The organism is Pantoea sp. SO10 (assembly GCF_005281435.1).
Classification (GTDB): Bacteria; Pseudomonadota; Gammaproteobacteria; order Enterobacterales; family Enterobacteriaceae; genus Pantoea; species Pantoea leporis.
On record NZ_CP040095.1, the window covers coordinates 3,454,108 to 3,478,469 of the forward strand.

Here is a 24,362-nt window from a genome sequence, read left to right on the forward strand (position 1 = left end):
TTATTAGAATACGCGTTCTGAATTGAGGAACTGAGCAAGTCGCGGCAGGGTTGGATTATCAAACATCTCAGTCGGGCTGCCCTGCGCGGCCACCACGCCCTGATCCATAAAGACGATGCGGTTCGAGATACTTTTGGCGAACTGCATTTCGTGCGTCACCAGCAGCGAGGTAATGCCGGAGGACGCCACATCTTTAATCACTTTCAGCACCTCGCCCACAAGCTCCGGATCGAGCGATGAGGTCGGTTCATCAAACAACATCACATCAGGACGCACCGCCAGCGCGCGGGCGATGCCGGTACGCTGCAGCTGACCGCCGGAAAGCTGCGACGGATAGTGATCGAGTTTGGCGCCCAATCCCACTCGCTCCAGCTCCTGCACGGCGATATCGCGCGCTTGCTGTTTGCTTTTGCGTTGAATGACGATCAGCGGATCCATCACGTTTTCCAGCACCGTCATGTTTTTGAACACGTTGAACTGCTGGAACACCATCGCGGTGCGCAGGCGGATCGCCTGGATCGCCGCTTTATCCGGTGACTGATAATCCATGCGGATCTGATCGAGCTGAATGGTGCCCGACGCCGGTTTCGCCAGATAGTTAATGCAGCGCAGCAGCGTGGTTTTGCCGGTGCCGCTTGGCCCGATGATCGACACCACATCGCCGCGTTTCACCGACAGATCGACACCTTTCAGAATCGGCGTGCTGCCGTAAGAGAGCGTAATATCGTTGAGTTCTAACATGCAGCAGCCCTTATTTGTGCAGGTCAGCATGGCCAAGCACATGCATCAGACGGTTGGCCCAGCCAAAAATGGCGATGGCGTGGATCAGATCGATAATCTCCTGATCGTTCATGCCGACCGCGCGCAGTGCCGCCATATCTTCGACGCTGGCTTCTGACGGCGTCACCGACAGGCGGCGGGCAAAACGGTAGATCGCCGCATCTCGCTCACCGAGCACATCCGCACGATCAAAGTAGATGGCGCTCACTACCGCATCGCTCTCCGCCAGCTGCGCATGGCGACGCGCATGCACCACCGCGCAATATTTGCAGCCGTTAACGATCGACGCGCCCAGCGCGCCGAGTTCACGATCCGCGCGATCCAGCCCGCCATCGACATACATAATGGCGTTGAACAGCACGGTACGCGCCACGTAGCTGTCGGGATCGTGCGCTAACGTGCGCACATATTCGGAGATCTTCTTATTCGATGGCGTCACTTTCATCGCATCGAGCTGCGCGGGCGTGGCCTCCTCTACCTCAACCGGCGCGATATACGGATGCCAGTGCAGCGGCTTGAGATTAACCGACGGAATCATGCAGACCTCAACAAACGTAATCCGGCCGCGACGCGCGTCTGGAAGTTAATAAAAGCGATCAGCTCGGAGAGCGCCACAATCTGTGAATTGCTCAATCCGGCTTGCTCCAGCAGGCGAATGTGCTGCTCGGTGGCGTGCATTGGCTGCTGGGTAATGAGATCGGCGTGGCGCGCGATGGTCGCCAGCGGTTCTGGCAGATCGGTGGCGCCTGCCGCCAGCGCCAGCAGCGCCTCTGACGGCTGCAACGCCGCCAGCTGCGTCTGATAATCCTGTTGCAGCGCGGCATCGTTATTCAGCTGCGCCATGCGCTGCGCCAGCGCTAAACGCACATCCGGCGCTAAGCCCTGATCGTCGTTGGGTGCCAGCACCGAGATGCGGCACTGCTCCGCGCCGTCAACAAATTCCGGGCGCAGGCGGCGCGTGCCGTACAGCGCATCTTCAGCGTTTAAGCCGACTGCGCGATCAATTGCGTCACTCACTGCGCGTTCTCCTGGTTGAGTAAGGGCGTGGAATCCACCCATTCATCGCCCTGCAATTCAGGGATGTCAAAAGCCTGTAAGTTGGCGTAATGCTGCTCGACGTCTTCGGCAAACAGCGAAGCGGTAATGCCGCGCACCAGACGATCGGCACCGGCGCTCACCGCCGGGATATCGCCGGAGACTTTGCCGTGCGTCAGCATCGCGGCATCGTTGAAGCAGTGAATGTGCGCCAACAGCGGGCATGCGCCTGGTGTCAGTTCGCGGAATTCAAAGGCGGGGCCGAGATCCGGCGCTTCCAGCAGATTGGCTCGCGGCGCGCCCATTTCGGGCTGATAACGTCCGTCGCGCCAGCTGCGGATATGTGGCGCGAGCGCGGCAAACTCCGGGCGGTCGTGGAAATCGTTACTAAAGCCGGTAGCCGCAATGAGGTAGTCGTAGCGCAGCGCGCCTTGCGTGGTTTCGATCAGCAGCCCATCGGCCTCTTGCTTAACCGCTTTGATGCCGCAATCAAGCAAGAAGCGAGCATTGGCATGACGCGATACGCGCAGCGTCGAGGAGCGCGGCGGCGGCGTTTGCGTGGTGGCGGTGTAATCGACAAACTTCCACTTCCACGCGTCCGGCAGCTGATGCATGCCGTGCACCACGCCCTGACTGCCAATGCCGGTCATTTTGTTGATGCGCGGCATCTGCTTACGACGAATCAGCAGATCCACCGCGCCCGCGCCGTTTTCCAGCGCGGTGGCGGCGTTATCCATTGACGATGCACCTGCGCCAATCACCGCGATGCGTTTGCCCTGCAGGGCAGCGAAATCAATGTCGTCGGCGGAGTGCGCCCAGAACTGGCGGCTAATACCTTGCAGGAAATCCGGCACGGCGAAGCCGCCAAGACCAGAGCGTCCGGTGGCCAGCACCAAACGACGAGTAAAAATGCGGCCGGTTTCGGCACCGCTTACATCGAGCGCAATCAGATCGCCAGCAAAGCCAATGTGGGTGACGCGCACATTGTTGCGCACCGGCAGATTCAGCACCTTGCGATACCAAATCAGATAATCCATCCACTGCGCTTTGGGAATTTTATCCAGCGCTTGCCAGGCTTCTTTGCCCCACTGCGCGGTGAACCACGCGCGGAACGTCAGTTGCGCCATGCCGAGCGCCGGGCCTTGTAGAGATTTCGGTGAACGCAGCGTTTCCATGCGCGCAAAGGTCACCCACGGACCTTCCAGCCCAGCGGGTGCGGCGTCATACGCCACCACATTGCTGATGCCGCTGAACTGCAATTTCGCCACCGCCGCCAGCCCGCACATGCCCGCGCCGATCACCACCACGTCACGCACGGGTGCGCCATCCTGCGTGCGCTCGGGCACCCAGGATTTAGCGGGTAGTTCAAGATATTCCAGATCCTGCTGAAGCTGAGCTTCCAGCGCGGCAAGGCCATCGGCGGCATGAGTCATACATGTTTTCCCAGAAATAAGCGGCGGCCAGAGTGCGGACGAAACCACCAAAGCGCGTCAGTGACTGTGCATTTCCATTATCCTGATAACACATAGTTAATGGTCATTAATCACTAAATCACATAGTAAGAGCTAAGGTTTCGCATAATCCTCTTGCCCTAAAACAGAGTCAATAATCGCGCTCAGCTTTTGACCAATGGATTTCTTATATCTTATGCCGGAAATGTTATAAGGCTTTTAAAAGAAGATTTTCATACGCAGGCTGATGACTGAAATCACGTACATTCCGTAGCGGCGCGATTTATCGCGCAAAACATTGCGCCGCTACAAAATACGATTGGGGTAAGATGTTTAATCCTGATTAATCAACCGCATAATACGCGGATGCTCGCTGGCGGGCAGACGCTCAAAACCCGGCAGCAAATCGGCGGCCGCGCTGGCTAACGCCTCAACCAGCGCCTGCGCGGCAGCTGAAATCTGTCTTCCCTGCGGCGTGATCACGCCAAAGTAGTAGGGAATATCCTCCTCAATTGGACGGATCGCCACACCGGCCAGCGGCATGCCCCAACCGGTGACCGGTTCGAGAATCGCCACGCCCAGCCCGGCGCGCACGCAGCCAAGAATATTGGCGGAGGAGTTGGTTTCGATGGTTTCGTGCAGCGGCGTTTTGACCATTTTCAGCGCCTTTTCGTAGCGCCCGCGCAACCGCTGCGGGCTCCACGGCGCAATCAAACGGCGTCCTGCCAGGCTGCTCAACGACAGCTGAGATTGCGCCGCCAGCTCGTCATGCTCTGGCAGCGCCACCACGCATTGCGACTGGCCAATCCAGTGCAGCTCCACCGCGTGATGCTCCAGCGGCAAACTGCATAAACCGAGATCGGCTTCGGCAGTGATCACCGCATGTGCCGTCTGTACGGCGGATTCGCTGATGATCTGCACTTTGTTCTGCAGATTCAGCGCGGCCAGCGCCTGCGGCAGCAAACCCGCCGCCAATGCCGGCGTGGCGGCGATGCTCAGCGGACGATGCTGCTGATGGGCGATCTCCTGCGCGCGCAGGCGAATCTGCTGCAGCGAGAGCAGCGCTTTCTGCACGTATTGATGCAGCTGCAGCGCCTCTTCCGAAGGATGAATGCGCGGCCCGTTGCGGATAAACAGCGGATAACCCAGCGATTGTTCCAGCTCCTGAATCAAACGCGACACCGCCGGCTGCGAGCGATTGAGCGCCTTCGCCGCCGCCGTGACGCTACCGGCAGAGATCACCGCCGAAAAGGCTTCCAGCTGCCGCAAATCCATGTCGTTTAAAATGGTCATCGCGCGATTTTTCCCTAACTCATTGATCGTTCCCGACATTGGCGCGGGAAAGTTTCCATCATAGAGAGAGTGGTGGGAATTAGCCACAGGGTGGGAAAGTGCGCTTTGCCCCTCACCCTGGCCCTTGTATGTTTAAAGTCATCTTAGTTACCCGCCTCCGGGCGGGTACACTGTCAAAGCGTTGTACCTGACGTTTCAGCCCGTCTGCCCTCTGGGACATCAAGCCCGCGGGAGAGCTTATGGCGGAACGTCAGTTTTTCTCTTAACCCGAACAGCTGCCAGGACCGCTCTGCGAGTCCGTATCTTACAAGGCCGGGAGATGTGAAATGACTGAATACTCTGTAATCGGCATCGACATTGCTAAAGAGACGTTTGACGTTTATATCGATACTTCCTGTACTTATCTGCATCTCGATAATTCACCCGACGGTCATCAGCAACTGCTGAGCGTATTGTCTGCCCTTCGCGTGAAACTTGTGGTTATGGAAGCAACCAGCCGCTATCACTCGCTGCTGGCCGCCACGCTGACGCTGCAGGGCTTTGCCGTTGCTGTAGTCAATCCGCGTCTGGTAAAAAATTTCGCCCGCGCAACGGGAACGCTGCATAAAACCGATCCAAACGACGCGCGCCTCATCTGCGAGTTTGGCCGGCGCATGGAGCCGGAAGTACGCGCCACGCCGGATGAGCAGACACAACGGCTGGCAGGCATGGTGACCCGTCGCAGGCAGTTGGTTGAGAATCGTGCGATGGAAATAAACCGGTATAAAAGCTGTGATGACGTTGCCATATCGGCGAGCCTCAAGCGTCATATTGACTGGCTGAAAGCGGAGATTAAGGATGCGGATGACGATATCGACAGACAGATAAGAACGATGCCGCTGTGGAAAGAGAAGGTTAAGCTTCTGGAAGAGGTAAAGGGAATAGGACCGACGACGATGGCTGTGTTGCTGTCAATGTTGCCGGAACTGGGAGCGCTGAGCCGTCATAAAATCAGTGCGCTGGTCGGCGTGTGCCCTTACGCGCACGACAGCGGAAAAATGAAAGGTAAGCGCTGCATCTGGGGCGGCCGAAGTGCGGTGCGGTCGGTGCTGTATATGGCCACGCTGACGGCGGTGCGTTACAACCCAACAATCAAAGCTTTTTTTGAGCGCCTGACAGGGCGGGGAAAAGTGTTTAAAGTCGCGATAACGGCGTGTGTGAGAAAGCTGATAACCATTTTGAACGCGATGCTGAGGGACAATAAAGAATGGAGGCCGGCGTAGCGGCATCCATTGACTTTAAACACAGCTGCTCTCCCGCAAGCGGGAGAGGGAATTGTTAGACTCCGCAGCGGCCAGTTCCCTCTCCCTCTGGGAGAGGGTTAGGGTGAGGGAAATCACAACTTCTCCGTCAACTCGCCATGATGCTCACGCAACAAACGCAGCATATCCAGTAGAAAACTATCTTCATTGCCCTTTTGCCAGGCAATACTCAGTGGCAATCCTTTAATCTGCTCCGGCAGATCCAGCGCAATATAGCTAACGCTGTCGCTGTTCATGGTGCGATACGAGGCGGGCACCACCGCCAATCCCAGCCCCGCAGCAACCAGGCTCAGGATGGTTTGCTTCTCTTCAGCAAACTGCGCGATGTGCGGCGTGAATCCCGCCAGTTTAAACAGGCTCATGGTGAGATCGTGACTGTGCGGGCGTGTGCGCCGGTCTGGAATGATCATCGCTTCGTGTTGAAAATCAGCCACCGCCACCCGTTCACGGTCCGCCAGCACATGCTGAATCGGCACCGCCAGCACGCAGCTTTCGCGCGTGATAAAGCGCACCGCTAATGACGCATCAATACTTTGCGGCTCGCGAATAAAAATCATATCCAGCCAACCCGACTTTAATTTCGGAATTAAATTAATGGTTTTGTCTTCAATAATATGAATATCGCTGTGCGGATGCAGCGGAAAAAATAAATTTAGTAACGCCGGAACTAATCCACGCGCGGCACTATCAATCGCGCCAATACGTAATGTGCGGCGTTCATCTTTTAATCCCACTTTAAAACGTTTCGCCAGCGCATCAAATTGATCGATTAATTTGCTGGCGTCGTCAAAAAAGAGCGCGCCTTCGGCAGTTAATGAAACATTACGCGTCGATCGATTTAACAGACGCACGCCGAGGTCCTCTTCCAGTAAACGAATGAAGCGAGAAAGTGACGCAGGCATCATTTCCATCTTTTGTGCGGCACGACCAAAATGCAGTTCTTTACCGACCGCAACAAAGCAACGCAATTGATTTATATCCACATTCCCCTCACCCGTTGATTATGCAAATAGTTTATATAATCCACATCTGATGATAAGCCAAAGCAAAACTGCATACTGAACTCGATTACAAAAAAATAACACCACCCTACACAATCTGGAGCACTTTAATATGAACTCTCACCTCGAAAAAAGGGTGATGCGTAAAGTGACGTTACGCATTGTGCCCTTCATCATGCTGCTCTACTTCATCGCTTTTCTCGATCGCGTCAATATTGGTTTTGCTGCATTAACTATGAATCAGGATTTAGGTTTCTCGCCCACGGTATTTGGCTTTGGCGCTGGAATCTTTTTCCTCGGTTATTTTCTGTTTGAAGTACCGTCGAATTTAATTATGCATAAAGTCGGCGCCCGCATCTGGATTGCGCGCGTCATGATCACATGGGGATTGGTGTCCGGCTGCATGGCATTTGTGCAGGGCACCACCAGCTTCTACCTGCTGCGCTTTCTGCTTGGCGTGGCAGAAGCCGGTTTCTTCCCCGGCATCATCCTTTATCTCAGTTACTGGTTCCCGGCGGCGAAACGTGCGCAGGTTACCGCCATCTTTATGGCTGCGGCCCCACTTTCCACTGCGTTAGGTTCGCCCATTTCCGCCGCATTACTGGAGATGCATGGCCTGCTTGGCTACGCCGGTTGGCAATGGATGTTTGTGCTGGAAGCGATACCGGCACTGATATTCGGCATCGTGGTGCTGTTTTACCTCACCGATCGCCCGGCGAAAGCCAGGTGGCTCACCGATGAAGAACGGGCGTGGCTGGAAAAGACCATGCAGGCCGAAGAACAGGCGCGCGCGGCCAATCAAAGCCACAGCAGCGCCTGGCGCGGACTGGCCGATAAGCGTGTGTTAGCGCTGGCACTGGTCTATTTCGGCACATCCGCAGGCTTGTACACGTTGGGCATTTGGTCACCGCAAATCATCCGCAGCTTCGGCGCGTCCTCAATAGAAATTGGTTTCCTCAACGCCTTCCCGGCGGTACTGGGCGTGATCGGCATGATTCTGTGGGCGCGCCATTCGGACCGCACCAAAGAGCGCAGCTGGCATGTTATCGGTGCCTGTTTGCTGGCGGCTGCCGGACTGATTTATGCCGGGAACGTCAGCACGCTGTTTACGGTGATTATCGCCCTGACGCTGGTCACCGTCGGCATCAGCGCCTCCAAACCGCCGCTGTGGAGCATGCCGACGCTGTTCCTGAGCGGTCCCGCGGCGGCCGCGGGCATCGCCACCATCAACTCTATCGGCAACCTTGGCGGTTTTGTCGGCCCGATGATGATTGGCGTGATCCGTCAGCAAACGGGCAGCTATACGTGGGGACTCTATTTTGTTGCCGGGCTGCTGGTGCTATCGGCGATTGTAGTTCTGATTCTCTCTGCCCGCGGCAAAACACCGCATCCCGCAGAGCTTGCTCATCCTCATACACATTGACCTAACTGGAGAAACATCATGCGTAACTACTCAATTGCCGCGATTCCTGCGGATGGTATTGGCCCGGAAGTGATCTCTGCTGGCGTAGCCGTGCTGCACGCGTTGACGCGTCACGATCCGCAGCTGACGTTTGCGGTGCAAACCTTTGACTGGGGCTCGGATTACTACAAGCAACACGGCGTAATGATGCCGGAAGATGGCCTGCAAACGCTGAAGACGTTTGATGCGATTTACTTTGGTGCGGTCGGCGCGCCCGACGTGCCGGATCACATCACGCTGTGGGGTTTGCGTTTGCCGATTTGTCAGGGCTTTGACCAGTACGCCAACGTGCGTCCGACCAAAATTCTGCCGGGCGTCACCTCGCCGCTGCGCAATCGCGGTCCGGGCGATCTCGATTGGGTGATTGTGCGGGAAAACTCAGAAGGCGAATATTCCGGTAATGGTGGACGCGCGCATCGTGGTTTGCCGGAAGAAGTCGGCACCGAAGTGGCGATCTTCACCCGCGTTGGCGTAACGCGCATTATGCGTTATGCCTTCAAACTGGCCCAGTCACGCCCACGCAAGCTGCTGACGGTGGTGACCAAATCCAACGCCCAGCGTCACGGCATGGTGATGTGGGATGAGATTGCCGCTGAAGTGGCGCAGGAGTTCCCGGACGTGCAGTGGGATAAAATGCTGGTGGATGCGATGACGCATCGCATGACGCTGCATCCGCAGAGCCTCGATACCATTGTCGCCACCAATCTGCACGCCGATATTCTGTCGGATCTGGCCGGAGCGCTGGCGGGCAGTTTAGGCGTGGCGCCCACCGCCAACATCGATCCTGAACGTCGCTTCCCGTCGATGTTCGAACCGATTCACGGCTCGGCGTTTGATATCACCGGCAAAGGCATCGCCAACCCGATCGCCACGTTCTGGACGGCGGTGCAGATGCTGGAGCATCTCGGCGAGCGGGATGCTGCGGCGCTGATTATGCAAGGTATTGAATATGTCTGCTCTCAGGGCATTTTGACACCGGATGTCGGCGGCACGGCGAATACCGCTGAGGTAACGCGTGCGGTGGTGGAGTTTATTGAGGCAAAAGCTACCGTGGCAGAAACCATCTGATTTTATCCAGTGCGCATCCTGTCATCGCACATTGCTTAGCGGCGCGATTTATCGCGCAATGAATTGCGCCGCTAAGACTTATACATTCTGTGATTTTGATTTGCACCTGCCGCGCTTTTCATTAAAAGTCTTTGCATCCTTCTGTTTTCGCAGGACCTCGCATGATCGACTCAGGCAGAGAAGCCAGACCGTATTCCCATCGCACCCTGCTGTTAGCGTTGCTGGTCGCCGTGACCTTCTTTATGGAAAACCTCGATGCCACGGTGATTACCACCGCGATTCCGCAGATGGCGCGCGACTTCGCTTCCAGCCCGGTGGCGCTGAACATTGGCGTCAGCGCCTATTTATTGGCGGTGGCAGTGTTCATTCCCATGAGCGGCTGGCTGGCAGAGCGCGTTGGCGCGCGTACGGTGTTTGCCAGCGCGATCCTGATTTTCACCCTCGCGTCGATTCTGTGTGGATTGAGCGACACGCTCGCGATGTTCACGTTGAGCCGCATTCTGCAAGGGGTTGGCGGCGCGATGATGGTGCCGGTCGGTCGCATGGTGGTACTGCGCGTCACCGAAAAAAAGGACATGGTGAAAACTGTCGCCTTTATTACCTGGCCGGGCCTGATTGCGCCGGTGCTCGGCCCGCCGCTGGGCGGATTGATTGTCACTTACGGCCATTGGCCGTGGATTTTCTGGCTCAATATTCCGCTCGGCATCCTCGCCATTATCGCCACCGCTTATCTGGTGCCGCAGTTTAAAAGCGAACAGCGGCGGCCGTTTGATGTGCGCGGCTTTGTGCTTACCGCCACCGCCTGCACCTCATTAATTATCGCGCTGGAAGCGCTCGGGCAGATGCATCTCAGTTTTGGCATTCCGTTGCTGCTGCTGGGCATGCTGTGCAGCTGGCTGGCGTATCGTCACAGCTTCCGCCATGCGCAGCCGCTGCTGCCGTTTAGCGCGATGAAAATTGCCACCTTCCGTAATGCGGTGATTGGCGGCTCGTTGTTCCGCGCCTCGATCAACGCGGTGCCCTATTTGCTGCCGTTGCTGTTTCAGCTGGGCTTTGGCTGGAGCGCGGCGCAGGCCGGTGCGATGGTGCTGTGGGTATTTGCCGGAAACCTGGCGATGAAGCCAGCGACAACCTGGTTGATGAAGCGCTGGGGCTTTCGTCGCGTGCTGATGTTCAATGGCATGATCAGCCTTGCAGCGATGCTCGGCTGCTTGCTGCTCACTCCGTCGCTGGGCTACTTCGCGATTGCCGCGATTCTGTTTGTTGGCGGGCTCTCGCGCTCGCTGCAGTTCAGCTGCTACAACAGCTTGGGCTTCGCCGATGTGCCGCAAAACAAGATGAGCGATGCCTCGGTGGTGTTCAGCATCTTCTTCCAGTTCAGCATGAGCGCGGGTATTGCGCTGGCGGCGCTGTTCCTGCGCGCATCCATGTTGTGGCAGGAACATAGCGAAATTGCGCAAAGCGATATTCATATCGCCTTCGCCGGTGTGGCGCTGTTGGTGCTGCTGTCGCTATTTGACGTAATGCGACTGGAGAAAAACGCCGGTGCGCAGGTGCTGGTAAAATAATCCCAACGCACTATTTATGGTTAAAAAGCAGAAATAGTGCGCTTCGCTTAAAATAATCCCTTTTTTATTAGCATTTATATTTATTAAACCCCTTTTAAGATTATGGCTAATGATCTAGTCGCCACTCTCTGTCTGAGAAATAAATAAAAGCATCAGGAATGTTAATTTATTTCATCACATTGGAAGAGAAAAAAGTTATAAGCGCAGCGGTCAATTATTTTCTCTCACCCATTAATCGCGAAGCTTTAATTATCTTTTTTGCCAAATCAAATTATTTTAAGTATGCAAAATAACTTAACGATTTCAATCCTCTTAGGATAATTCCTAATTGCAATTGGTTGTACGTTTGGCTTTTAGGGCTAACCTTAAGTAGCAAATGAAATATGCGTTATCCCCTTTATCTGAGGTATTCATTATGACAGCACCACGTGGCGGTTCTGGCAATTTTGCCATGGACCCGGAAAGAGCCCGCGAAGCGGGTAAAAAAGGCGGCCAATTAAGCGGCGGCAATTTTCGTAATAATCCAGAACGTGCGATTGAAGCGGGACGAAAAGGCGGTAAAAAAAGCCGTCGAGTCGTCGATAAATCTCCCGCATAACGTTATTGCGGCTGGCCGGTAATTCGGCAACAGCCGCAATCTCCTTTTATTTATTTGTCAGGAAAATATTATGAGCCACAACAGCGAAGAGCACTTTCTCGATTGGGTAAAAGATGCCCATGCCATGGAAAAACAGGCTGAAAGCATGCTGGAAAAAATGGCCTCGCGCCTTGAACACTATCCCGACCTTAAACTGCGTATCGAACAGCATATTGTTGAGACCCGTGAACATCAGACGCTGGTGCAGAGCGTGATCGATCGCTACTCCACTTCTCAATCGGTATTGAAAGACCTCGCCGGCAAAATCTCCGCTTTTGGTCAGTCGATTGGCGGCGTGATGGTGGAAGATGAAGTGGTGAAAGGCGCGATCAGCGGCCACGTGTTTGAGCACCTTGAGATTGCCAGTTACACCTCACTGATTGCGGCGGCGCAGCATCTCAACGATCACGAAAGTGCCGATATCTTCTCGCGCATCCGCGAGCAGGAAATCGCCATGGCCGACTGGACCTTGACGCATTTGCCGGACGTGACCGAACAGTATTTGATTCGCTCCGCTACGCCAGGCGTGGAAGCTAAGAAGTAGCGCGCGCACGATTCTTCCATTTTTCGCAACAATGACTTCGCTAACCCGGCTATTCTGCCGCTAAATTGTCTGTGCGAACCTTATGGCAAGGCTCGGGATTATCCCGAGCAACACCTAAGGAACCGCAACATGAAACTCTATCACTTCCCGCTTTCTGGTCATGCTCACCGCGCACGTCTGTTCCTGTCGCTGCTGGATTTACCGCATGAAGTCATCGATGTTGATCTCAAATCTGGCGAAAACAAAACGCCGAAATTCCTCGCCATGAATCCGTTTGGTCAGGTGCCGGTGCTGGAAGATGACGGCGTGTTTATTGCCGATTCCAACGCCATTCTGGTCTATCTGGCGAAGAAAAGCGGTCGCAGCGAATGGTTGCCGGAAGATGCGCAGGGCGCGGCGGCGGTACAGCGCTGGCTCACCGTGGCAGCCGGAGATATCGCCTTTGGTCCGGCCGCGGCGCGTTTGATTACCGTGTTTGGCCGCCCGTTCAATCCAGAAGAGGTGATTGCCCGCGCGCATCTGGTGCTGTCACGCATTGAGCAGCATCTTGAAGGCCGTGAATGGCTGGTTGGCGATCGCCCGACTATCGCCGACGTCGCGCAGTACAGCTATATCGTGGGTGCGCCAGAAGGCAATGTCGATCTCTCCGGCTATCCGGCGGTGAACACGCTGTTGCGTCGCATCGAAGCGCTGCCGGGCTTTGTGCCCTTCCCTCAAACTGCGGCTGGCCTGCGCAGCATCGCCTGAGTCCACCATCATGAGCAATAAACGGCCGGTTTGGCATCAGGGTGAAATTGCACTTCAGCAACAGGCGGGCGTGGCGGAACGCATGGCGGACGTTGGCCAGCGCGTGATCCGCGATCACATGCCCGATCAACACCGCAACTTCTACGCGCAGCTGCCGTTTATTGTGGCGGGCAGCGTGGATGCGCACGGCGATGCGTGGGCCACGCTGCTGGAAGGCCAACCCGGTTTTATCTTCTCGCCGAATGCCACCACGCTGGATATCGAGGCGCGTCCGCATCAAGGCGATCCCGCGGCGGCGGGCATGCAGGATGGCGCGCCGATTGGGCTGCTCGGCATCGAACTGCATACGCGGCGACGTAACCGCATGAACGGCGTGCTGCAGGCGATTGGCGCTGGTTTTCGCGTGCAGGTGGAACAGAGTTTTGGCAACTGCCCGCGCTATATCCAGCTGCGTGACTTTCACTTTGCACATCCTCCCGCCGAACCTTATCGCGGTGAGGTGGAAACCCTGAGCGCGCTGGATGATGCCGCGCGCGCCAGCATCGGCGCGGCGGATACCTTCTACGTCGCCACCTATGCCGAACGCCAGGTTGATGCCTCGCATCGCGGCGGCAAACCGGGTTTCGTGCGCGTGAGCGAAAGTGGTCTGCTGACCATTCCCGACTTCAACGGCAATCTGTTTTTCTCCACGCTGGGCAACATTCACCAGAATGGCAAAGCGGGATTGCTGTTTGTTGATTACGCCAGCGGCGACACGCTGCAACTGAGCGGCGATGCCGAAGTGATTCTCGACTCGCCCGAGATCGCCGCCTTTCAGGGTGCCGAGCGGCTATGGACGTTTCGCCCGCGCCGTATCGTGCGTCGTCGTGCCGCCCTCGCCTTACGCTGGTTAACGCCGCCGGATGGCGTCGCACCCAGTTCGCTGATGACCGGCGACTGGCAAGCCGCCGCCGAACGCCTGCGTGCAGCGGATCTGGCATCGCGCTGGCGTCCGTTCAAGGTGATTAAGGTGGTGGATGAGAGCGCCACGATCCGCTCATTTCATTTAGTGCCGGATGATGGCGCGGGTCTGTTGCCGCATCTGGCCGGTCAACATCTGCCGATCCGCCTGCAGTTGCCCGGTACGGATAAGCCGCTGATGCGCGCCTATACGCTTTCGGTCGCGCCGTCGGAGAATTTTTACCGCATCAGCGTCAAGCGCGATGGCGTGGTTTCGTGCTACCTGCACGATCATCTCCACACCGGAGATACGCTGGAAGCGCGTGCGCCGGCGGGTGATTTTACTCTTGACGCCAGCGAACCGCGTCCGGCGGTGCTGCTTGCCGCTGGCGTGGGCATCACGCCGATGCTGGCGATGCTGCGCCATCTGATATACGAAGGAGCGCGCAAACAGCGCCTGCGCCCTACGTTTCTGTTCCAGTCGGCGCGCAGCAAAGCCGAGCGCCCTTTTGTGCGCGAACTCGACCAGTTGCTGGCGGCAGCGCACGGCGCGGTGAAACTGGTGCGCGTGCTGAGCCAGACGGCGGATGCACAACCGGATGTTGATTACGATTTTGCCGGCCGCATCGATATGGCGCTGCTCTCGCGGGTGCTGCCGTTTAACGATTACGACTTCTATCTGTGCGGTCCGCCGCAATTTACCCAGGCGCTGTACGACGGGCTGCGCGCCTTGAATATCGCCGACGATCGCATTCACGCCGAAGCCTTTGGGCCGTCGTCGCTGCAGCGCACCAACGATATTGTTAAAGAAGCAAAACCGCTGTTGCCGATAGCAACCCAATCGGTGCCGGTGAAGTTCATGGATTCACTGAAAGAGGCGCGCTGGACGCCGGATACTGGTTCGCTGCTGGAGCTGGCGGAAGCGCGTGGCCTGAGCCCAGCGTACAGCTGTCGCGCCGGACATTGCGGCAGCTGTAAAACCAAATTGCTGCAAGGCGCGGTGACTTACCCAACGCCACCGAGCGCGCAAGTGGCGGATGATGAAGTGCTGATCTGCTGCGCGCGGCCGGCGCAGCAGGAGGATGAGGTGCAGGCGATTCAGCTGGCGCTGTGAGATTTATCACGCTTTATTTTTGTAGATATCAGGCCGGGTAATCGTCCACGCGTAATTCGGCTGGTTAACCGGTTGATAGCCAAACTTTTCATACAGCCACGGCGCCGTGCTGGTGAACAGCGTAATTCTGCGCAGCCGCGCAAAAACTGGATGCGCATGAATACACGCCATCAACCAGCGTGCCAGGCCGTTTCCCTGATACGCGTCGAGCACATAAACATCGCACAGATAAGCGAAGGTGGCGTAATCCGTGATAAGCCGCGCAAACCCAATTTGTTCGCCCTGATGGTAAAGACCAAAGTTAAGGCTGTTTTGTACCGAAGCATAAACCGTCTCTTCATCAATGCCTGCTGCCCATGTCGAAGTGGTGAGATAACGGTGTATGGCGGCGAGGTCGAGTTTGTTTTCATCCGTGCTAATCAAATAACCCTCTTTGTTCCACTCTTCTACGACGAACTCACTCATCTCTGCGGCCTACGAAAATTTGGTTGGGGTGTGAAAGAATTTATGAAGGATGGTTGTGGGCGACAAGCGATTCTTTATTTGGACATAGCTGCTGTGGTTAGGCTGATTTCTGGAGTTAAACTTTCGACAGTCTTACCGATAATTCAAGTGGCAGTGCTGATTTTACCTAACGAACTCTAGAGATGAATATTTATATCCAACTGTTTATATGGAATAAAAAAACCAAAAACTACGCCATTCAATAAAACTATTAGTTCAAAACGTTAGATGAACTAATAAGAAAACCTAATAATTATTGGCGCTATATTCCATTCGTTGTTACTATCACCCACAGTTATTACATGGTTAATGAGGGAACGATGGCACTGAATGGAACACTTATTCTGAACGGCGCGGATTACGCACCATTAAACATCTATGGCGTCGGCGTTTTCATGGCGTTTTCTGGTAACGGCGCTTATCGAAATCGAGGTGGATGCGGCGCAGTTTCGGGTGACGGCCCATTGCCACCCGGGAAATACTGGGTTGTCGATCGCGGCGCGGGTGGTTTCTTTGGTAAGCGAAAGGCGGAATTACAGGACGCCTGGAACAAGTACACGAAAGGCGTGGCCTTTGGCCGAAGTGAATGGTTTGCACTCTACCGAGAAGACTCAGCCATTGACGACGAGACCTGGTATCAGGGCGTGCGCCGCGAACTGTTCCGGCTTCATCCGGGAACCGTATCAGAAGGTTGCATCACCATCCCCCACAACTCCGATTATGCGCGTATCCGCCAGGCGTTTATGAACACATTAATGGTGCCCGTGCCAGGCAAGCCTTCGCTGATGGCCCGAGGATTAATTGAGGTTGTTGCCAATGGCTCAAACACTTGCCCGTAGGGTCGCAAAATGCGTTTTCTTCATACTAATAACGCTGGCTGTGGGCAGATCGCTCGGTGGCGCTGAAACGTACATCTCACAGAATTTCGCACGAAAGGTTGCCGTGTTAATAAGCGGCGAATCCAACATTGAAACTCTCTACGACGCCTATTTCTACATTGATGTTGTCATCGTGGTGTCCATCACCACGGCTGTTTACTTAATAACCATGAAGTTAATTAAAAAATAATAAGCTAATGAAATGCCAATCCCTCCACAGATATTCGAGGATCGGTCGATGTTTACGATCGTGAAGGTAGTATTGAAAAATATTGTATATAGGTTCATTCTGCTCATATGCTGAGCAGCTCATTGAAATAGGACAATAGCATACAAAGCCAGATTTTGTACGCTATTGTCAGTAGCCGAGCCACGAAAACAGTGCGGTAGTCTATAAGGATAAAAAAGTTAAAAATTGAATTCATTTATCCTTAAACATAATAATTTCAAAATTATTCCCATAGGGATTATCAGCTTCTAAAATAATCTTTTCTTCACTTTGTCCATTTATTAGATACGATTGTGACTTTCCTTTTGCCATCGTCTTTTCTGGTGAGGGAAAATCAAGGGTTCTTAATAAAGCCATTTCCGAGTCAGAATACTCTTTTCCTGACACTTTCATTTTGATTGGGTTTGACTTCATATCTTCAAGCGAAACAATCAGTTTCTTATCGTAGATATTCCAGCTGCCGGCACCATCCGTCCTAAATGTTAAGAAATTATGATTGCCATCCTTCTGCCATTGATAGGTAATATCGCCTATGACATTGTACTTTCCCGTCGAATAGTAAGTTGTTTTTCCTTTAATCGATTCAGTTAATCCTGCTTGCGTTCTTGCGTAGTCGAATGACCATCGACCAACTATAGCATCAGTTCTCTCGTCACTAATTGAACGTGGATTCCACCATATAATCAGAGAAACAAACAAGCCTAACACAACTGTGAAAGTGAGTTGTTTTTTCCAGTTCAAAACCTTCTCATATATCGCACGCATCATCACTCCTCCGTAAATGACATTCGATTGTATCTATTTTTCGTTGATAGTTAATTACACAATATTAAGAATCCTCAGCAAATCTATTGCGAGGACAATATATGTCTTTCAATTCCAAGTTTCACGTTTATCTTTTTGACTACAAGAAAGCAACGTGAGTAGATCACAAAGACCGTGCTTGCTAAGTTTAAACCGTTGCCAAAGTTGTTTACGCAACCAACAAAGCCCTCATGACCTGAAAGGGGCACCTTAGCGGCGGTCATCAGCGAAAGTTTCAGCAGCCTGTGAGAAACGCCATTTGGCGGCTGCATCCGGGATAACCGGCAAAGCTACTCAACCTTTGCAAGTAGCGGGCAAGAGCAACGCCCAAGGTTTCCACCACTTCACTACGGTTCAATCAACTTCATCTCATCGATACAAGCTACTGCGCACGGCCAGTTTGCGTGATCGTTTCCGCCATTTGGAACATTTGGCGACGAACAGACCTCGTAAACACAGGCAGAAGCTGCGCGGCGTCACTTGCGTTGGCGCGTAGCAAAAACCAAGTGACGCGCGCAGCGCGTATACGTCAACACCACGTAATACGGCCTTCTGCGACGACGCTTACCGTCTGACCAACACGTAGTCCGCTATTACAACCATCAATTAACCCAACATTCCATAAACGTTGGCAACTTATCTAAGGAGGAAATCAACGCGATATCAAGGCGACGTCAGCAAACCTGACGGACGGAGGCGTCCTGAGAAATCAGGAACCGGCATTAGCCGCGATCAGCTCTGAGAGCTGTGGAGACCTCGCAACAACTCAACATTTCGCCGCCCCGATGCACAGATATCCGCAGACGCAGGAAGCGCAACCTGAAACCGTGCCGTCGGGGTAGAGATGTTTTGGAGGATGTATGTCACGCGGAAACAAGCAGTTCAGCAAGCAGATGGTAACGCTGGCCAGACAATCTGGCGGCAGTTTCAAAACCGTTGCCGATCGTTCGCGCATAGCAGCACGGCTGGCTGAGCAAATGCTGAAACTCAACATCCAGATCAGGGACGTGAACCATATCAAGACCCATCACATCGAGCATTACGTTCAAAGCCGCCTGGCGGAGGATATTTCAAAACGCACGCTGCAGAATGAAATGGCAGCGTTGCGCGCGATCCTGACCACTGCAGGCAGAACCAAGCTGGCCGATTCAAAGCATGAGAAGTTGAGTAACGATGCGCTCAACCTGTCGGGTGCCAGTCGAGCCGGATCAAAGACGGCGATTACGGACGAGCGCTTTCACGAGGCGCTCGCCCTTGCACGAAGTAAAGACGAAGGTGTCGCGTTGGCGATGGAAATTGCGCGTTATCTCGGGCTGAGAACTGAAGAAGCGGTGCAGTCGGCGAAATCGCTTAAGACGTGGAAGCAGGCGCTGGCGCGTGGGGATGAACGGTTGCGTGTAGTATTCGGCACTCAAGGCGGCAGACCGAGAGATACAACGGTCGTTAGGCGCGAAGAACTGGTGCGAAGCTTGAATGCAGCAGTGGCTTATTCGGCAGAACATGGTGGAAAGTTGGTTGATAAAGTTGGGCTGAGGAGCGCGATCGATCGCTACCGAAATGTGGCTAAGGATGCTGGACTTACGGGAAAATATGCACCGCATAGCCTGAGATATGCGTATTCGCGTGAGGCCACAGAGTGGCATTTGAAAAACGGCCTCAGCAGGAAAGAAGCTGAGGCGATGGTTTCGATGGATTTAGGGCATGGCGATGGACGCGGAGCGTATATAAATAGTATTTATAACGTTTAACACTATTTAATGATCAATAAAATACATCCTTGATGTTATCGTTGCTAAATGCAAATCCTTTTGCTGAAATTCTTCTTATAAAAGTTGCATTCTTTAATTCCATGAATTTAAAGCCCTGTTCTATAGTTGATATCTTTCCATGAGACACATTTAGTTCAATTATCGTCTCAAGGATTAAATCTAAATAATCATGAAGATTCTCTATTAAAATCTTCGTGTAAGTTGGAATGACTCCGGTGTGAACTATAAGATTTCGCGCTCTGTATATCCTTCGGATTTGTTGAGATACACGCTTGGAATGCGTTTCCAAGCCTGAAGTTATCATTTTCGGAGAAGACATTATCGCTTCATAGTATTCTATTCTATCATTAAGAAGATGAAAGTCTTTTGTAGATTGCTTTAATGCATCCAGTTTTTCTTTATGTTCTGGTAAGGATAAAAGCTTCATCATTTTTAAAGGCGCAGTTTCTCCATCAATACCATTCAATACTTGGCGAGTTAACTTTTCATTCCAGTTAATTAGATCTCTAGTCAACATTCTAACTAATCTAGGATAGTATGTAAGATTAAGAAAGGGAAGAGTAGATTCAACAATGTTTGAGATGTTACTTTTATCGTTATTAGCCGGGATTATTGACTCAAAGGCAATCCAAAGATTTATTATCTGGTTGTGCTCAGAATCACTGTTTAACGCCATTGAGTGTAATTGAGCCGCATTTGCAAATTTTTGGAAAGATCCTGTCTTCATTCCAAACTTTGTAATAAATTCATTAATTTTATACAGTGACTTAACTTTTGTTGTGTCAACGCATTTAAGCATAGGGTTAACGCCACTTTTTCTCTTTTTTATTTCACCTTTAGTTAAGTTTATAACTAGACATTCATCTTTAAAAGATAACTGCTCTTTATGATGGAAAAGAGAAAAAATGGTCCCAAAAGTTTTCAACCTCTCGTCTGCGTCTTGTTTAGCTGAACTCAAATCCATAGCTTCAACTTTATCAACCTTCAAATAAAGGCCATCTGTTTTAGACAGCATACCTCTTGTATTGTTATTTACCTCAACACCTTCAATTTCGGGGAAACCCTCAGAAATTGAAATATTTAAAACCTTTGCAGCATCTTCCAATCCAGAATAAAGATCTAATCCTTTATATATTAGACAGAACTGATCGGGTGTGTTTGGGAAAAGCTTAATATACTCTATTATTGCGACATTGCCTTCTACACGTCTTTGTCCATGGTAGAAGAATTTTTGAATTGAATCACTAATATAACGCTCGCTATAATTGAAGTTCAATAAGGTCGTGCCATAACTTCTTGCCAAATTCCTGATTACTTTCCTATCATGAACTCTAGTTATTTGCTCAACCAATAGCTCTTCATTTCTCAATTTATACTTAGGCAGATTAATATAACTCAACAGAACTTCGATTGTAGTCTTCTTCTCGTCCATTGATGTTTTTGGTGGTTTTAATATTGATATAAACTCTTTTAGATCAATGTCTAACAAGCTTAAAACCACAGGATCTCTTTCTATGCTATCGCACAACTCCTCAATAACATGCTCTATATTTGGTTCTTTTATTTGTCCTTTTTTTACTGCATTAATGACAACTAAAGCCTCTCCGCACAACAAACTTGAATTCATTGCTGATGGTTTGTATGTATCAAGACTAAAGTCAAAAAATGCTTCTTCAAACATCTGACAAAAATAAAGGAGACTTGAACTTTCTGCTGGTGAATCCCAATTCCTAAGATTTCTGAATCGCACGATATATTCCATTTAATAGAGGGTTTAAATATCTAACAGTCATAGATTTGGCATCTATGATTGAAGCCTGTTGTAAATATTACATTAGCAGGTTAAGGTTTGGGTGCATTTTGAAGCTTCACGGACCTGAAAGAAGCGCCAACTGGCGGTCCCTATACCCGCACACCTTTAGAGCGGATGCCATCCACGATGGTTAAGGTTCTCTCATCACCTCGCCGCACGGCACACATTACCCACCCTAACGGGGATTTACTCCCGTTAGCGGATAAATCCCCTTTTTCACATCTGGAGGATTTACCCATGGGCTATTGCCATTGCTACACCCAACTGAAATCAGTACCTGACGATCAGTGGTTACTGTTCACCGTACAGCTATCAAATGTGTTTTTGATAATACAAAACCGACATGTTCCCGGCTATAAGCAACCGCTGGTGCTTTGCACAAGCGATGGCCGTTATCCACTGTTGCAGCCCGCTGAACTGATAGTACAAAGCGGCATTCGACAACCCGCTATCTCTTTTAACGGCGAGGAGAAGGAAGATCTTGAGTATGAAAGTTTCTTCCTTGGCCAACATTCATCTGGCAGTGAATTCTGTAAGACATCGTTTAACTGGTCTCCAGACCGGCCCTATGACTTTATGGTGAAAGCCACGCTGCTACTGGCACATCGATTCTGCATCGGCTGCTATGACATCTCATCGGATGGCACGCTTGCTGGATGGCTTGATGTTCAGGAGTGGCTAACTAAGCACTTAGGTGGCCAGTGGCCAATACCTGAAGCAATCCTCAATAACCCCGAGTAATCACCCTCAATTTCAACCTGCCCAATGGCGTATCACTTCGCCATTACGGGAAGGGATACGCCACGTAAGGAGTATCCCATGCCGACCAAAACCGAATCCCGTAAGTCATCAACCAACAATATTGATCTCTATCAGCAGGTCACGGAGAAAATCATCTCGTCGATCGAGCGAGGAGTTTTACCCTGGCGTAAACCATGGCGAGACAGCAAGCGTTCCGCTGAATCACCGATACCATCCAATGCATCGACCGGTCGACACTATAATGGCGTCAACATCATGCTGTTGTGGCTGTCAGCTGAGGAGCAAGGGTTTAATTCCAATCGCTGGCTGACGTGGAAACAGGCACAAGCTGCCGGTGGCAACGTTCGTAAAGGCGAGAAAGCGACTTTGGCGGTGTTCTTTAAACCGTTTGAAGTTGAATCCACCGATAAATCTGGCCAACCGCGCACCAACGCTCAAGGTGAAGCAGTGATGGAGCAACGCATCATGCTGCGCAGCATCATGCTGTTTAATACTGAGCAATGTGAAGGACTACCGGAGAGATTCGGCAGCGCTCCAGCTGAAATTCTGAATGATGAATCCGAGGATTCGGTGAGCGTGCCAATCTTCAATGACATTGTGACTGTTGCAGGTGAATCTGGGGTTCGCGTCTCATATTCCGAGCAAAACCAGGCCTATTACCATTCTCTGAGGGATCAAATCGTCCTGCCGCTACGTAAGCAGTTTTTTACCGCAGCAGACTTTTACTCAACCTTGCTGCACGAACTGGTGCATGCAACCGGCCATCACAACCGACTTGATCGGGAAGGCATAACATCGACATCGCGCAAATTTGGCGATCCGGTTTATGCGTTTGAGGAGCTGATTGCTGAGCTGGGCAGCGCATTCCTGTGTGCTCACTTAGGTGTGTACGGTGAAGTGCAGCACGACAGCTATATCGATCACTGGCTGAAGATAATGAAGTCAGATAAAAAGGCGTTGTTCCGTGCAAGCCGTATGGCACGTGAAGCATCAGAGTACCTTTTGAAGCCGCTCAATGCAGAGGTTGAAGAAGACGCCGCCTGAAACCAAAACCATCTCTTCGGAGATGGTTTCTTTTTGAGGGACAATTTAATCGCATTTTCCAAAAATGATTTTAGGCTGTGATTAATTGCCGCCTGGAACGATAGTGCCCCCGATCCGGAGGTGAATCATGTTCCAAAAATTACAATACAAGTTAAGACGCAGCACTATTCAGCCTTCATTATCGGCTAAACGCGAAGGCTACTTCACACCGCAAAATTACCCAACGCTTCTAGGCACGCCAGTGCGGCAGATGCAGGTAAAGAAAATTTGGCAGAGCTCTTTGTTATCCCGCTCTCTCTTCGACTCCTTTTGCCTGCAGCCACTGCAGGAGCTTGCCGAACGCTTCCAAAATCTGCCCACGGGATGCTTACCGGAATGGCGATATAGCGGCGGTTTACTAGACCTAACGCTGCAAAATATCGTGGTAATGATGCAACTGGCTAAAGGCATGATCCTGCCAGCCAATGCGCTGCCAGAGGACCAATCTGCACAGAGCAGCCACTGGAATTGCCTGGTGTTTTGGCTGGCGCTTTATTGGTATGTCCCGGAATTGTTGAACATCGAGGGCGAACTTGATGATGGCCATAGCTGGAATCCTCTATCCATTGCACCGCAACAACCGTTTCGCTTCCAGCTGAATCACGTTGATGATGGTTTAGACACTGCGGGAGTAACACGTCTCGCATTTGCTGTTGCCATGCTGCCTAAAGAAGCGATCCGCTGGCTAGAATCTCAGCCCGCTGCGAGAAATTGCTTTTATTTAGAATTGGCTGGATTCGAATCGCCGGAAAAACAGATCCACGATTTAATTAACAGAGTTTCATATCTACTCAGCCGTAAGCCATCAAATTTAGCGGAAAATACTCACGTCGATGATGAGGAATTACATCTTCGTGCGGTGGACGTTAAAACGCACAAAAACGCGCCACGACCCGAGCTCGATGATATTTACGAACAATACTTTAACCAAGGTAATGTGACGTCACAGGATGGAGCCAGTTTTGATCTGGAGGAACAGTTTAAGATCCGTCACCAGGAACGGAGTATCGGTTCTGATTTAGATGAAAATCAAACCCAAAAAATAGGAATAAATACAGACGGCGATCACCAAGTGATTGATTTCATGACCTACGGATCTTCCGAAAGTGATCAAATAAACGTCAGAAATACTTATCAAACGCAAAAACCTGATCAAGAATCGGCCCCTGTAGCACCTAAGACAAGCTCACAAATTTCTAAGAAACAGATCGGCGAGGCCTTTTGGCACTGGCTGAGTGAGGGTCTCGAAAATGGAACGATAGCATGCAATGAAGCAGATTCACGTGTGCAACTGGTCGCAGGTTTTGTTTTCTTGCTAGTACCGGGAATTTTTTATCGTTATCTGAAGCATACCGGTCAGTCTGCAGACGAACGTGAAAACGTTCAGGCAGGGTTTGAAAGACTCAACCGACATCGGCGTAAAAACGGCAAGCGGTTTACTTTTGCCACTCTCTACAACAGTGCCGACCGTAATGGCCCTTATAAACGTGTGAAAGGCTATCTGGTCAAATCCACAGTGCTGTTTCAGGCCAACCATGTGCCTGATGATAGCCAGTTTTTAGTGGTTCCCTGACGCTTTT

Annotated in this window: 22 protein-coding genes; 13 read left to right on the forward strand and 9 right to left on the reverse strand. The window is 52.0% G+C overall.

Features of this window, described 5'->3' with window-relative positions; genetic code table 11:
* Window positions 1-3: 3 nt before the first annotated feature.
* From FCN45_RS15885 to FCN45_RS15905, 5 genes are all read right to left on the reverse strand, one after another.
* Window positions 4-741, reverse strand: coding sequence for an amino acid ABC transporter ATP-binding protein (locus tag FCN45_RS15885; protein WP_101761870.1), 738 nt, complete (start codon window positions 739-741; stop codon window positions 4-6).
* 10 nt (window positions 742-751) lie between these two features.
* Window positions 752-1,318, reverse strand: a complete 567-nt coding sequence (locus tag FCN45_RS15890) for a peroxidase-related enzyme (protein ID WP_137386449.1) — start codon at window positions 1,316-1,318, stop codon at window positions 752-754.
* The gene (locus tag FCN45_RS15895; protein ID WP_110867263.1) at window positions 1,315-1,797 is read right to left on the reverse strand and encodes a CMD domain-containing protein; all 483 of its coding nucleotides are present in this window, start codon (window positions 1,795-1,797) and stop codon (window positions 1,315-1,317) included. Before FCN45_RS15895 ends, FCN45_RS15890 begins: the two co-directional genes overlap by 4 nt.
* A complete protein-coding gene (locus FCN45_RS15900) occupies window positions 1,794-3,248 on the reverse strand; it encodes an NAD(P)-binding domain-containing protein (protein WP_137386450.1) in 1,455 nt (484 codons plus the stop codon). The genes FCN45_RS15895 and FCN45_RS15900 overlap by 4 nt, the downstream gene beginning before the upstream one ends.
* A 351-nt stretch (window positions 3,249-3,599) precedes the next feature.
* Window positions 3,600-4,559, reverse strand: coding sequence for a LysR family transcriptional regulator (locus tag FCN45_RS15905; RefSeq protein WP_210421265.1), 960 nt, complete (start codon window positions 4,557-4,559; stop codon window positions 3,600-3,602).
* A 326-nt stretch (window positions 4,560-4,885) separates the two neighbouring features.
* Here FCN45_RS15905 and FCN45_RS15910 point away from each other — a divergent pair, with 326 nt between their 5' ends.
* Window positions 4,886-5,821: an IS110 family transposase gene (locus FCN45_RS15910; RefSeq protein WP_137385699.1), complete on the forward strand. Its 936-nt coding sequence runs from the start codon at window positions 4,886-4,888 to the stop codon at window positions 5,819-5,821.
* 113 nt (window positions 5,822-5,934) lie between these two features.
* Here the strand turns inward: FCN45_RS15910 and FCN45_RS15915 are convergent, their stop codons facing one another.
* Window positions 5,935-6,843: a LysR family transcriptional regulator gene (locus FCN45_RS15915; RefSeq protein WP_137386452.1), complete on the reverse strand. Its 909-nt coding sequence runs from the start codon at window positions 6,841-6,843 to the stop codon at window positions 5,935-5,937.
* 130 nt (window positions 6,844-6,973) lie between these two features.
* Between FCN45_RS15915 and FCN45_RS15920 the strand changes: the two genes are divergently transcribed.
* From FCN45_RS15920 to FCN45_RS15950, 7 genes are all read left to right on the forward strand, one after another.
* Window positions 6,974-8,284 (forward strand): MFS transporter, encoded by a 1,311-nt coding sequence (locus tag FCN45_RS15920; RefSeq protein ID WP_137386453.1) that lies wholly within the window; start codon window positions 6,974-6,976, stop codon window positions 8,282-8,284.
* An 18-nt stretch (window positions 8,285-8,302) separates the two neighbouring features.
* Window positions 8,303-9,391, forward strand: coding sequence for a tartrate dehydrogenase (locus FCN45_RS15925; protein ID WP_137386454.1), 1,089 nt, complete (start codon window positions 8,303-8,305; stop codon window positions 9,389-9,391).
* Between the two features lie 161 nt (window positions 9,392-9,552).
* Window positions 9,553-10,959: an MFS transporter gene (locus FCN45_RS15930; protein WP_137386455.1), complete on the forward strand. Its 1,407-nt coding sequence runs from the start codon at window positions 9,553-9,555 to the stop codon at window positions 10,957-10,959.
* 415 nt (window positions 10,960-11,374) lie between these two features.
* Window positions 11,375-11,557 (forward strand): general stress protein, encoded by a 183-nt coding sequence (locus FCN45_RS15935; protein WP_101761861.1) that lies wholly within the window; start codon window positions 11,375-11,377, stop codon window positions 11,555-11,557.
* Window positions 11,558-11,627: 70 nt separating this feature from the next.
* The gene (locus FCN45_RS15940; RefSeq protein ID WP_137386456.1) at window positions 11,628-12,140 is read left to right on the forward strand and encodes a ferritin-like domain-containing protein; all 513 of its coding nucleotides are present in this window, start codon (window positions 11,628-11,630) and stop codon (window positions 12,138-12,140) included.
* A gap of 129 nt (window positions 12,141-12,269) precedes the next feature.
* Entirely contained in the window at window positions 12,270-12,887 is a 618-nt protein-coding gene (locus FCN45_RS15945; RefSeq protein WP_137386457.1) for a glutathione S-transferase family protein, read from the forward strand.
* Between the two features lie 10 nt (window positions 12,888-12,897).
* Window positions 12,898-14,940, forward strand: coding sequence for a pyridoxamine 5'-phosphate oxidase family protein (locus FCN45_RS15950; protein WP_137386458.1), 2,043 nt, complete (start codon window positions 12,898-12,900; stop codon window positions 14,938-14,940).
* Between the two features lie 6 nt (window positions 14,941-14,946).
* Here FCN45_RS15950 and FCN45_RS15955 read toward each other — a convergent pair whose 3' ends face one another.
* Window positions 14,947-15,405, reverse strand: a complete 459-nt coding sequence (locus FCN45_RS15955) for a GNAT family N-acetyltransferase (RefSeq protein ID WP_137386459.1) — start codon at window positions 15,403-15,405, stop codon at window positions 14,947-14,949.
* A 359-nt stretch (window positions 15,406-15,764) separates the two neighbouring features.
* On the opposite strand from FCN45_RS15955, the gene FCN45_RS15960 reads away from it, so the two are divergent.
* Window positions 15,765-16,283: a DUF2778 domain-containing protein gene (locus FCN45_RS15960; RefSeq protein ID WP_137386460.1), complete on the forward strand. Its 519-nt coding sequence runs from the start codon at window positions 15,765-15,767 to the stop codon at window positions 16,281-16,283.
* 460 nt (window positions 16,284-16,743) lie between these two features.
* Here the strand turns inward: FCN45_RS15960 and FCN45_RS15970 are convergent, their stop codons facing one another.
* On the reverse strand, window positions 16,744-17,319 hold the full coding sequence (locus FCN45_RS15970) for a hypothetical protein (RefSeq protein WP_137386462.1): 576 nt from the start codon (window positions 17,317-17,319) through the stop codon (window positions 16,744-16,746).
* An 896-nt stretch (window positions 17,320-18,215) separates the two neighbouring features.
* Here FCN45_RS15970 and FCN45_RS15975 point away from each other — a divergent pair.
* On the forward strand, window positions 18,216-19,103 hold the full coding sequence (locus FCN45_RS15975) for an integrase domain-containing protein (protein ID WP_137386463.1): 888 nt from the start codon (window positions 18,216-18,218) through the stop codon (window positions 19,101-19,103).
* Window positions 19,104-19,116: 13 nt separating this feature from the next.
* Here FCN45_RS15975 and FCN45_RS15980 read toward each other — a convergent pair whose 3' ends face one another.
* Window positions 19,117-20,874 (reverse strand): HEPN domain-containing protein, encoded by a 1,758-nt coding sequence (locus FCN45_RS15980; RefSeq protein WP_137386464.1) that lies wholly within the window; start codon window positions 20,872-20,874, stop codon window positions 19,117-19,119.
* A gap of 189 nt (window positions 20,875-21,063) precedes the next feature.
* Between FCN45_RS15980 and FCN45_RS15985 the strand changes: the two genes are divergently transcribed.
* From FCN45_RS15985 to FCN45_RS15995, 3 genes are all read left to right on the forward strand, one after another.
* Window positions 21,064-21,678: a hypothetical protein gene (locus FCN45_RS15985; RefSeq protein ID WP_137386465.1), complete on the forward strand. Its 615-nt coding sequence runs from the start codon at window positions 21,064-21,066 to the stop codon at window positions 21,676-21,678.
* Window positions 21,679-21,756: 78 nt separating this feature from the next.
* Window positions 21,757-22,743, forward strand: coding sequence for an ArdC family protein (locus FCN45_RS15990; RefSeq protein ID WP_137386466.1), 987 nt, complete (start codon window positions 21,757-21,759; stop codon window positions 22,741-22,743).
* Window positions 22,744-22,870: 127 nt separating this feature from the next.
* The gene (locus FCN45_RS15995) at window positions 22,871-24,355 is read left to right on the forward strand and encodes a conjugal transfer nickase/helicase domain-containing protein (RefSeq protein WP_137386467.1); all 1,485 of its coding nucleotides are present in this window, start codon (window positions 22,871-22,873) and stop codon (window positions 24,353-24,355) included.
* Window positions 24,356-24,362: the final 7 nt, after the last annotated feature.

Bases quoted from the DNA above. Each gene is read 5' to 3' on its own strand.
- FCN45_RS15885 (WP_101761870.1), bottom strand. From the start codon at position 741: ATGTTAGAACTCAACGATATTACGCTCTCTTACGGCAGCACGCCGATT.
- FCN45_RS15890 (WP_137386449.1), bottom strand. From the start codon at position 1,318: ATGATTCCGTCGGTTAATCTCAAGCCGCTGCACTGGCATCCGTATATC.
- FCN45_RS15900 (WP_137386450.1), bottom strand. From the start codon at position 3,248: ATGACTCATGCCGCCGATGGCCTTGCCGCGCTGGAAGCTCAGCTTCAG.
- FCN45_RS15905 (WP_210421265.1), bottom strand. From the start codon at position 4,559: ATGACCATTTTAAACGACATGGATTTGCGGCAGCTGGAAGCCTTTTCG.
- FCN45_RS15910 (WP_137385699.1), top strand. From the start codon at position 4,886: ATGACTGAATACTCTGTAATCGGCATCGACATTGCTAAAGAGACGTTT.
- FCN45_RS15920 (WP_137386453.1), top strand. From the start codon at position 6,974: ATGAACTCTCACCTCGAAAAAAGGGTGATGCGTAAAGTGACGTTACGC.
- FCN45_RS15925 (WP_137386454.1), top strand. From the start codon at position 8,303: ATGCGTAACTACTCAATTGCCGCGATTCCTGCGGATGGTATTGGCCCG.
- FCN45_RS15930 (WP_137386455.1), top strand. From the start codon at position 9,553: ATGATCGACTCAGGCAGAGAAGCCAGACCGTATTCCCATCGCACCCTG.
- FCN45_RS15935 (WP_101761861.1), top strand. From the start codon at position 11,375: ATGACAGCACCACGTGGCGGTTCTGGCAATTTTGCCATGGACCCGGAA.
- FCN45_RS15940 (WP_137386456.1), top strand. From the start codon at position 11,628: ATGAGCCACAACAGCGAAGAGCACTTTCTCGATTGGGTAAAAGATGCC.
- FCN45_RS15945 (WP_137386457.1), top strand. From the start codon at position 12,270: ATGAAACTCTATCACTTCCCGCTTTCTGGTCATGCTCACCGCGCACGT.
- FCN45_RS15950 (WP_137386458.1), top strand. From the start codon at position 12,898: ATGAGCAATAAACGGCCGGTTTGGCATCAGGGTGAAATTGCACTTCAG.
- FCN45_RS15955 (WP_137386459.1), bottom strand. From the start codon at position 15,405: ATGAGTGAGTTCGTCGTAGAAGAGTGGAACAAAGAGGGTTATTTGATT.
- FCN45_RS15960 (WP_137386460.1), top strand. From the start codon at position 15,765: ATGGCACTGAATGGAACACTTATTCTGAACGGCGCGGATTACGCACCA.
- FCN45_RS15970 (WP_137386462.1), bottom strand. From the start codon at position 17,319: ATGATGCGTGCGATATATGAGAAGGTTTTGAACTGGAAAAAACAACTC.
- FCN45_RS15975 (WP_137386463.1), top strand. From the start codon at position 18,216: ATGTCACGCGGAAACAAGCAGTTCAGCAAGCAGATGGTAACGCTGGCC.
- FCN45_RS15985 (WP_137386465.1), top strand. From the start codon at position 21,064: ATGGTTAAGGTTCTCTCATCACCTCGCCGCACGGCACACATTACCCAC.
- FCN45_RS15990 (WP_137386466.1), top strand. From the start codon at position 21,757: ATGCCGACCAAAACCGAATCCCGTAAGTCATCAACCAACAATATTGAT.
- FCN45_RS15995 (WP_137386467.1), top strand. From the start codon at position 22,871: ATGTTCCAAAAATTACAATACAAGTTAAGACGCAGCACTATTCAGCCT.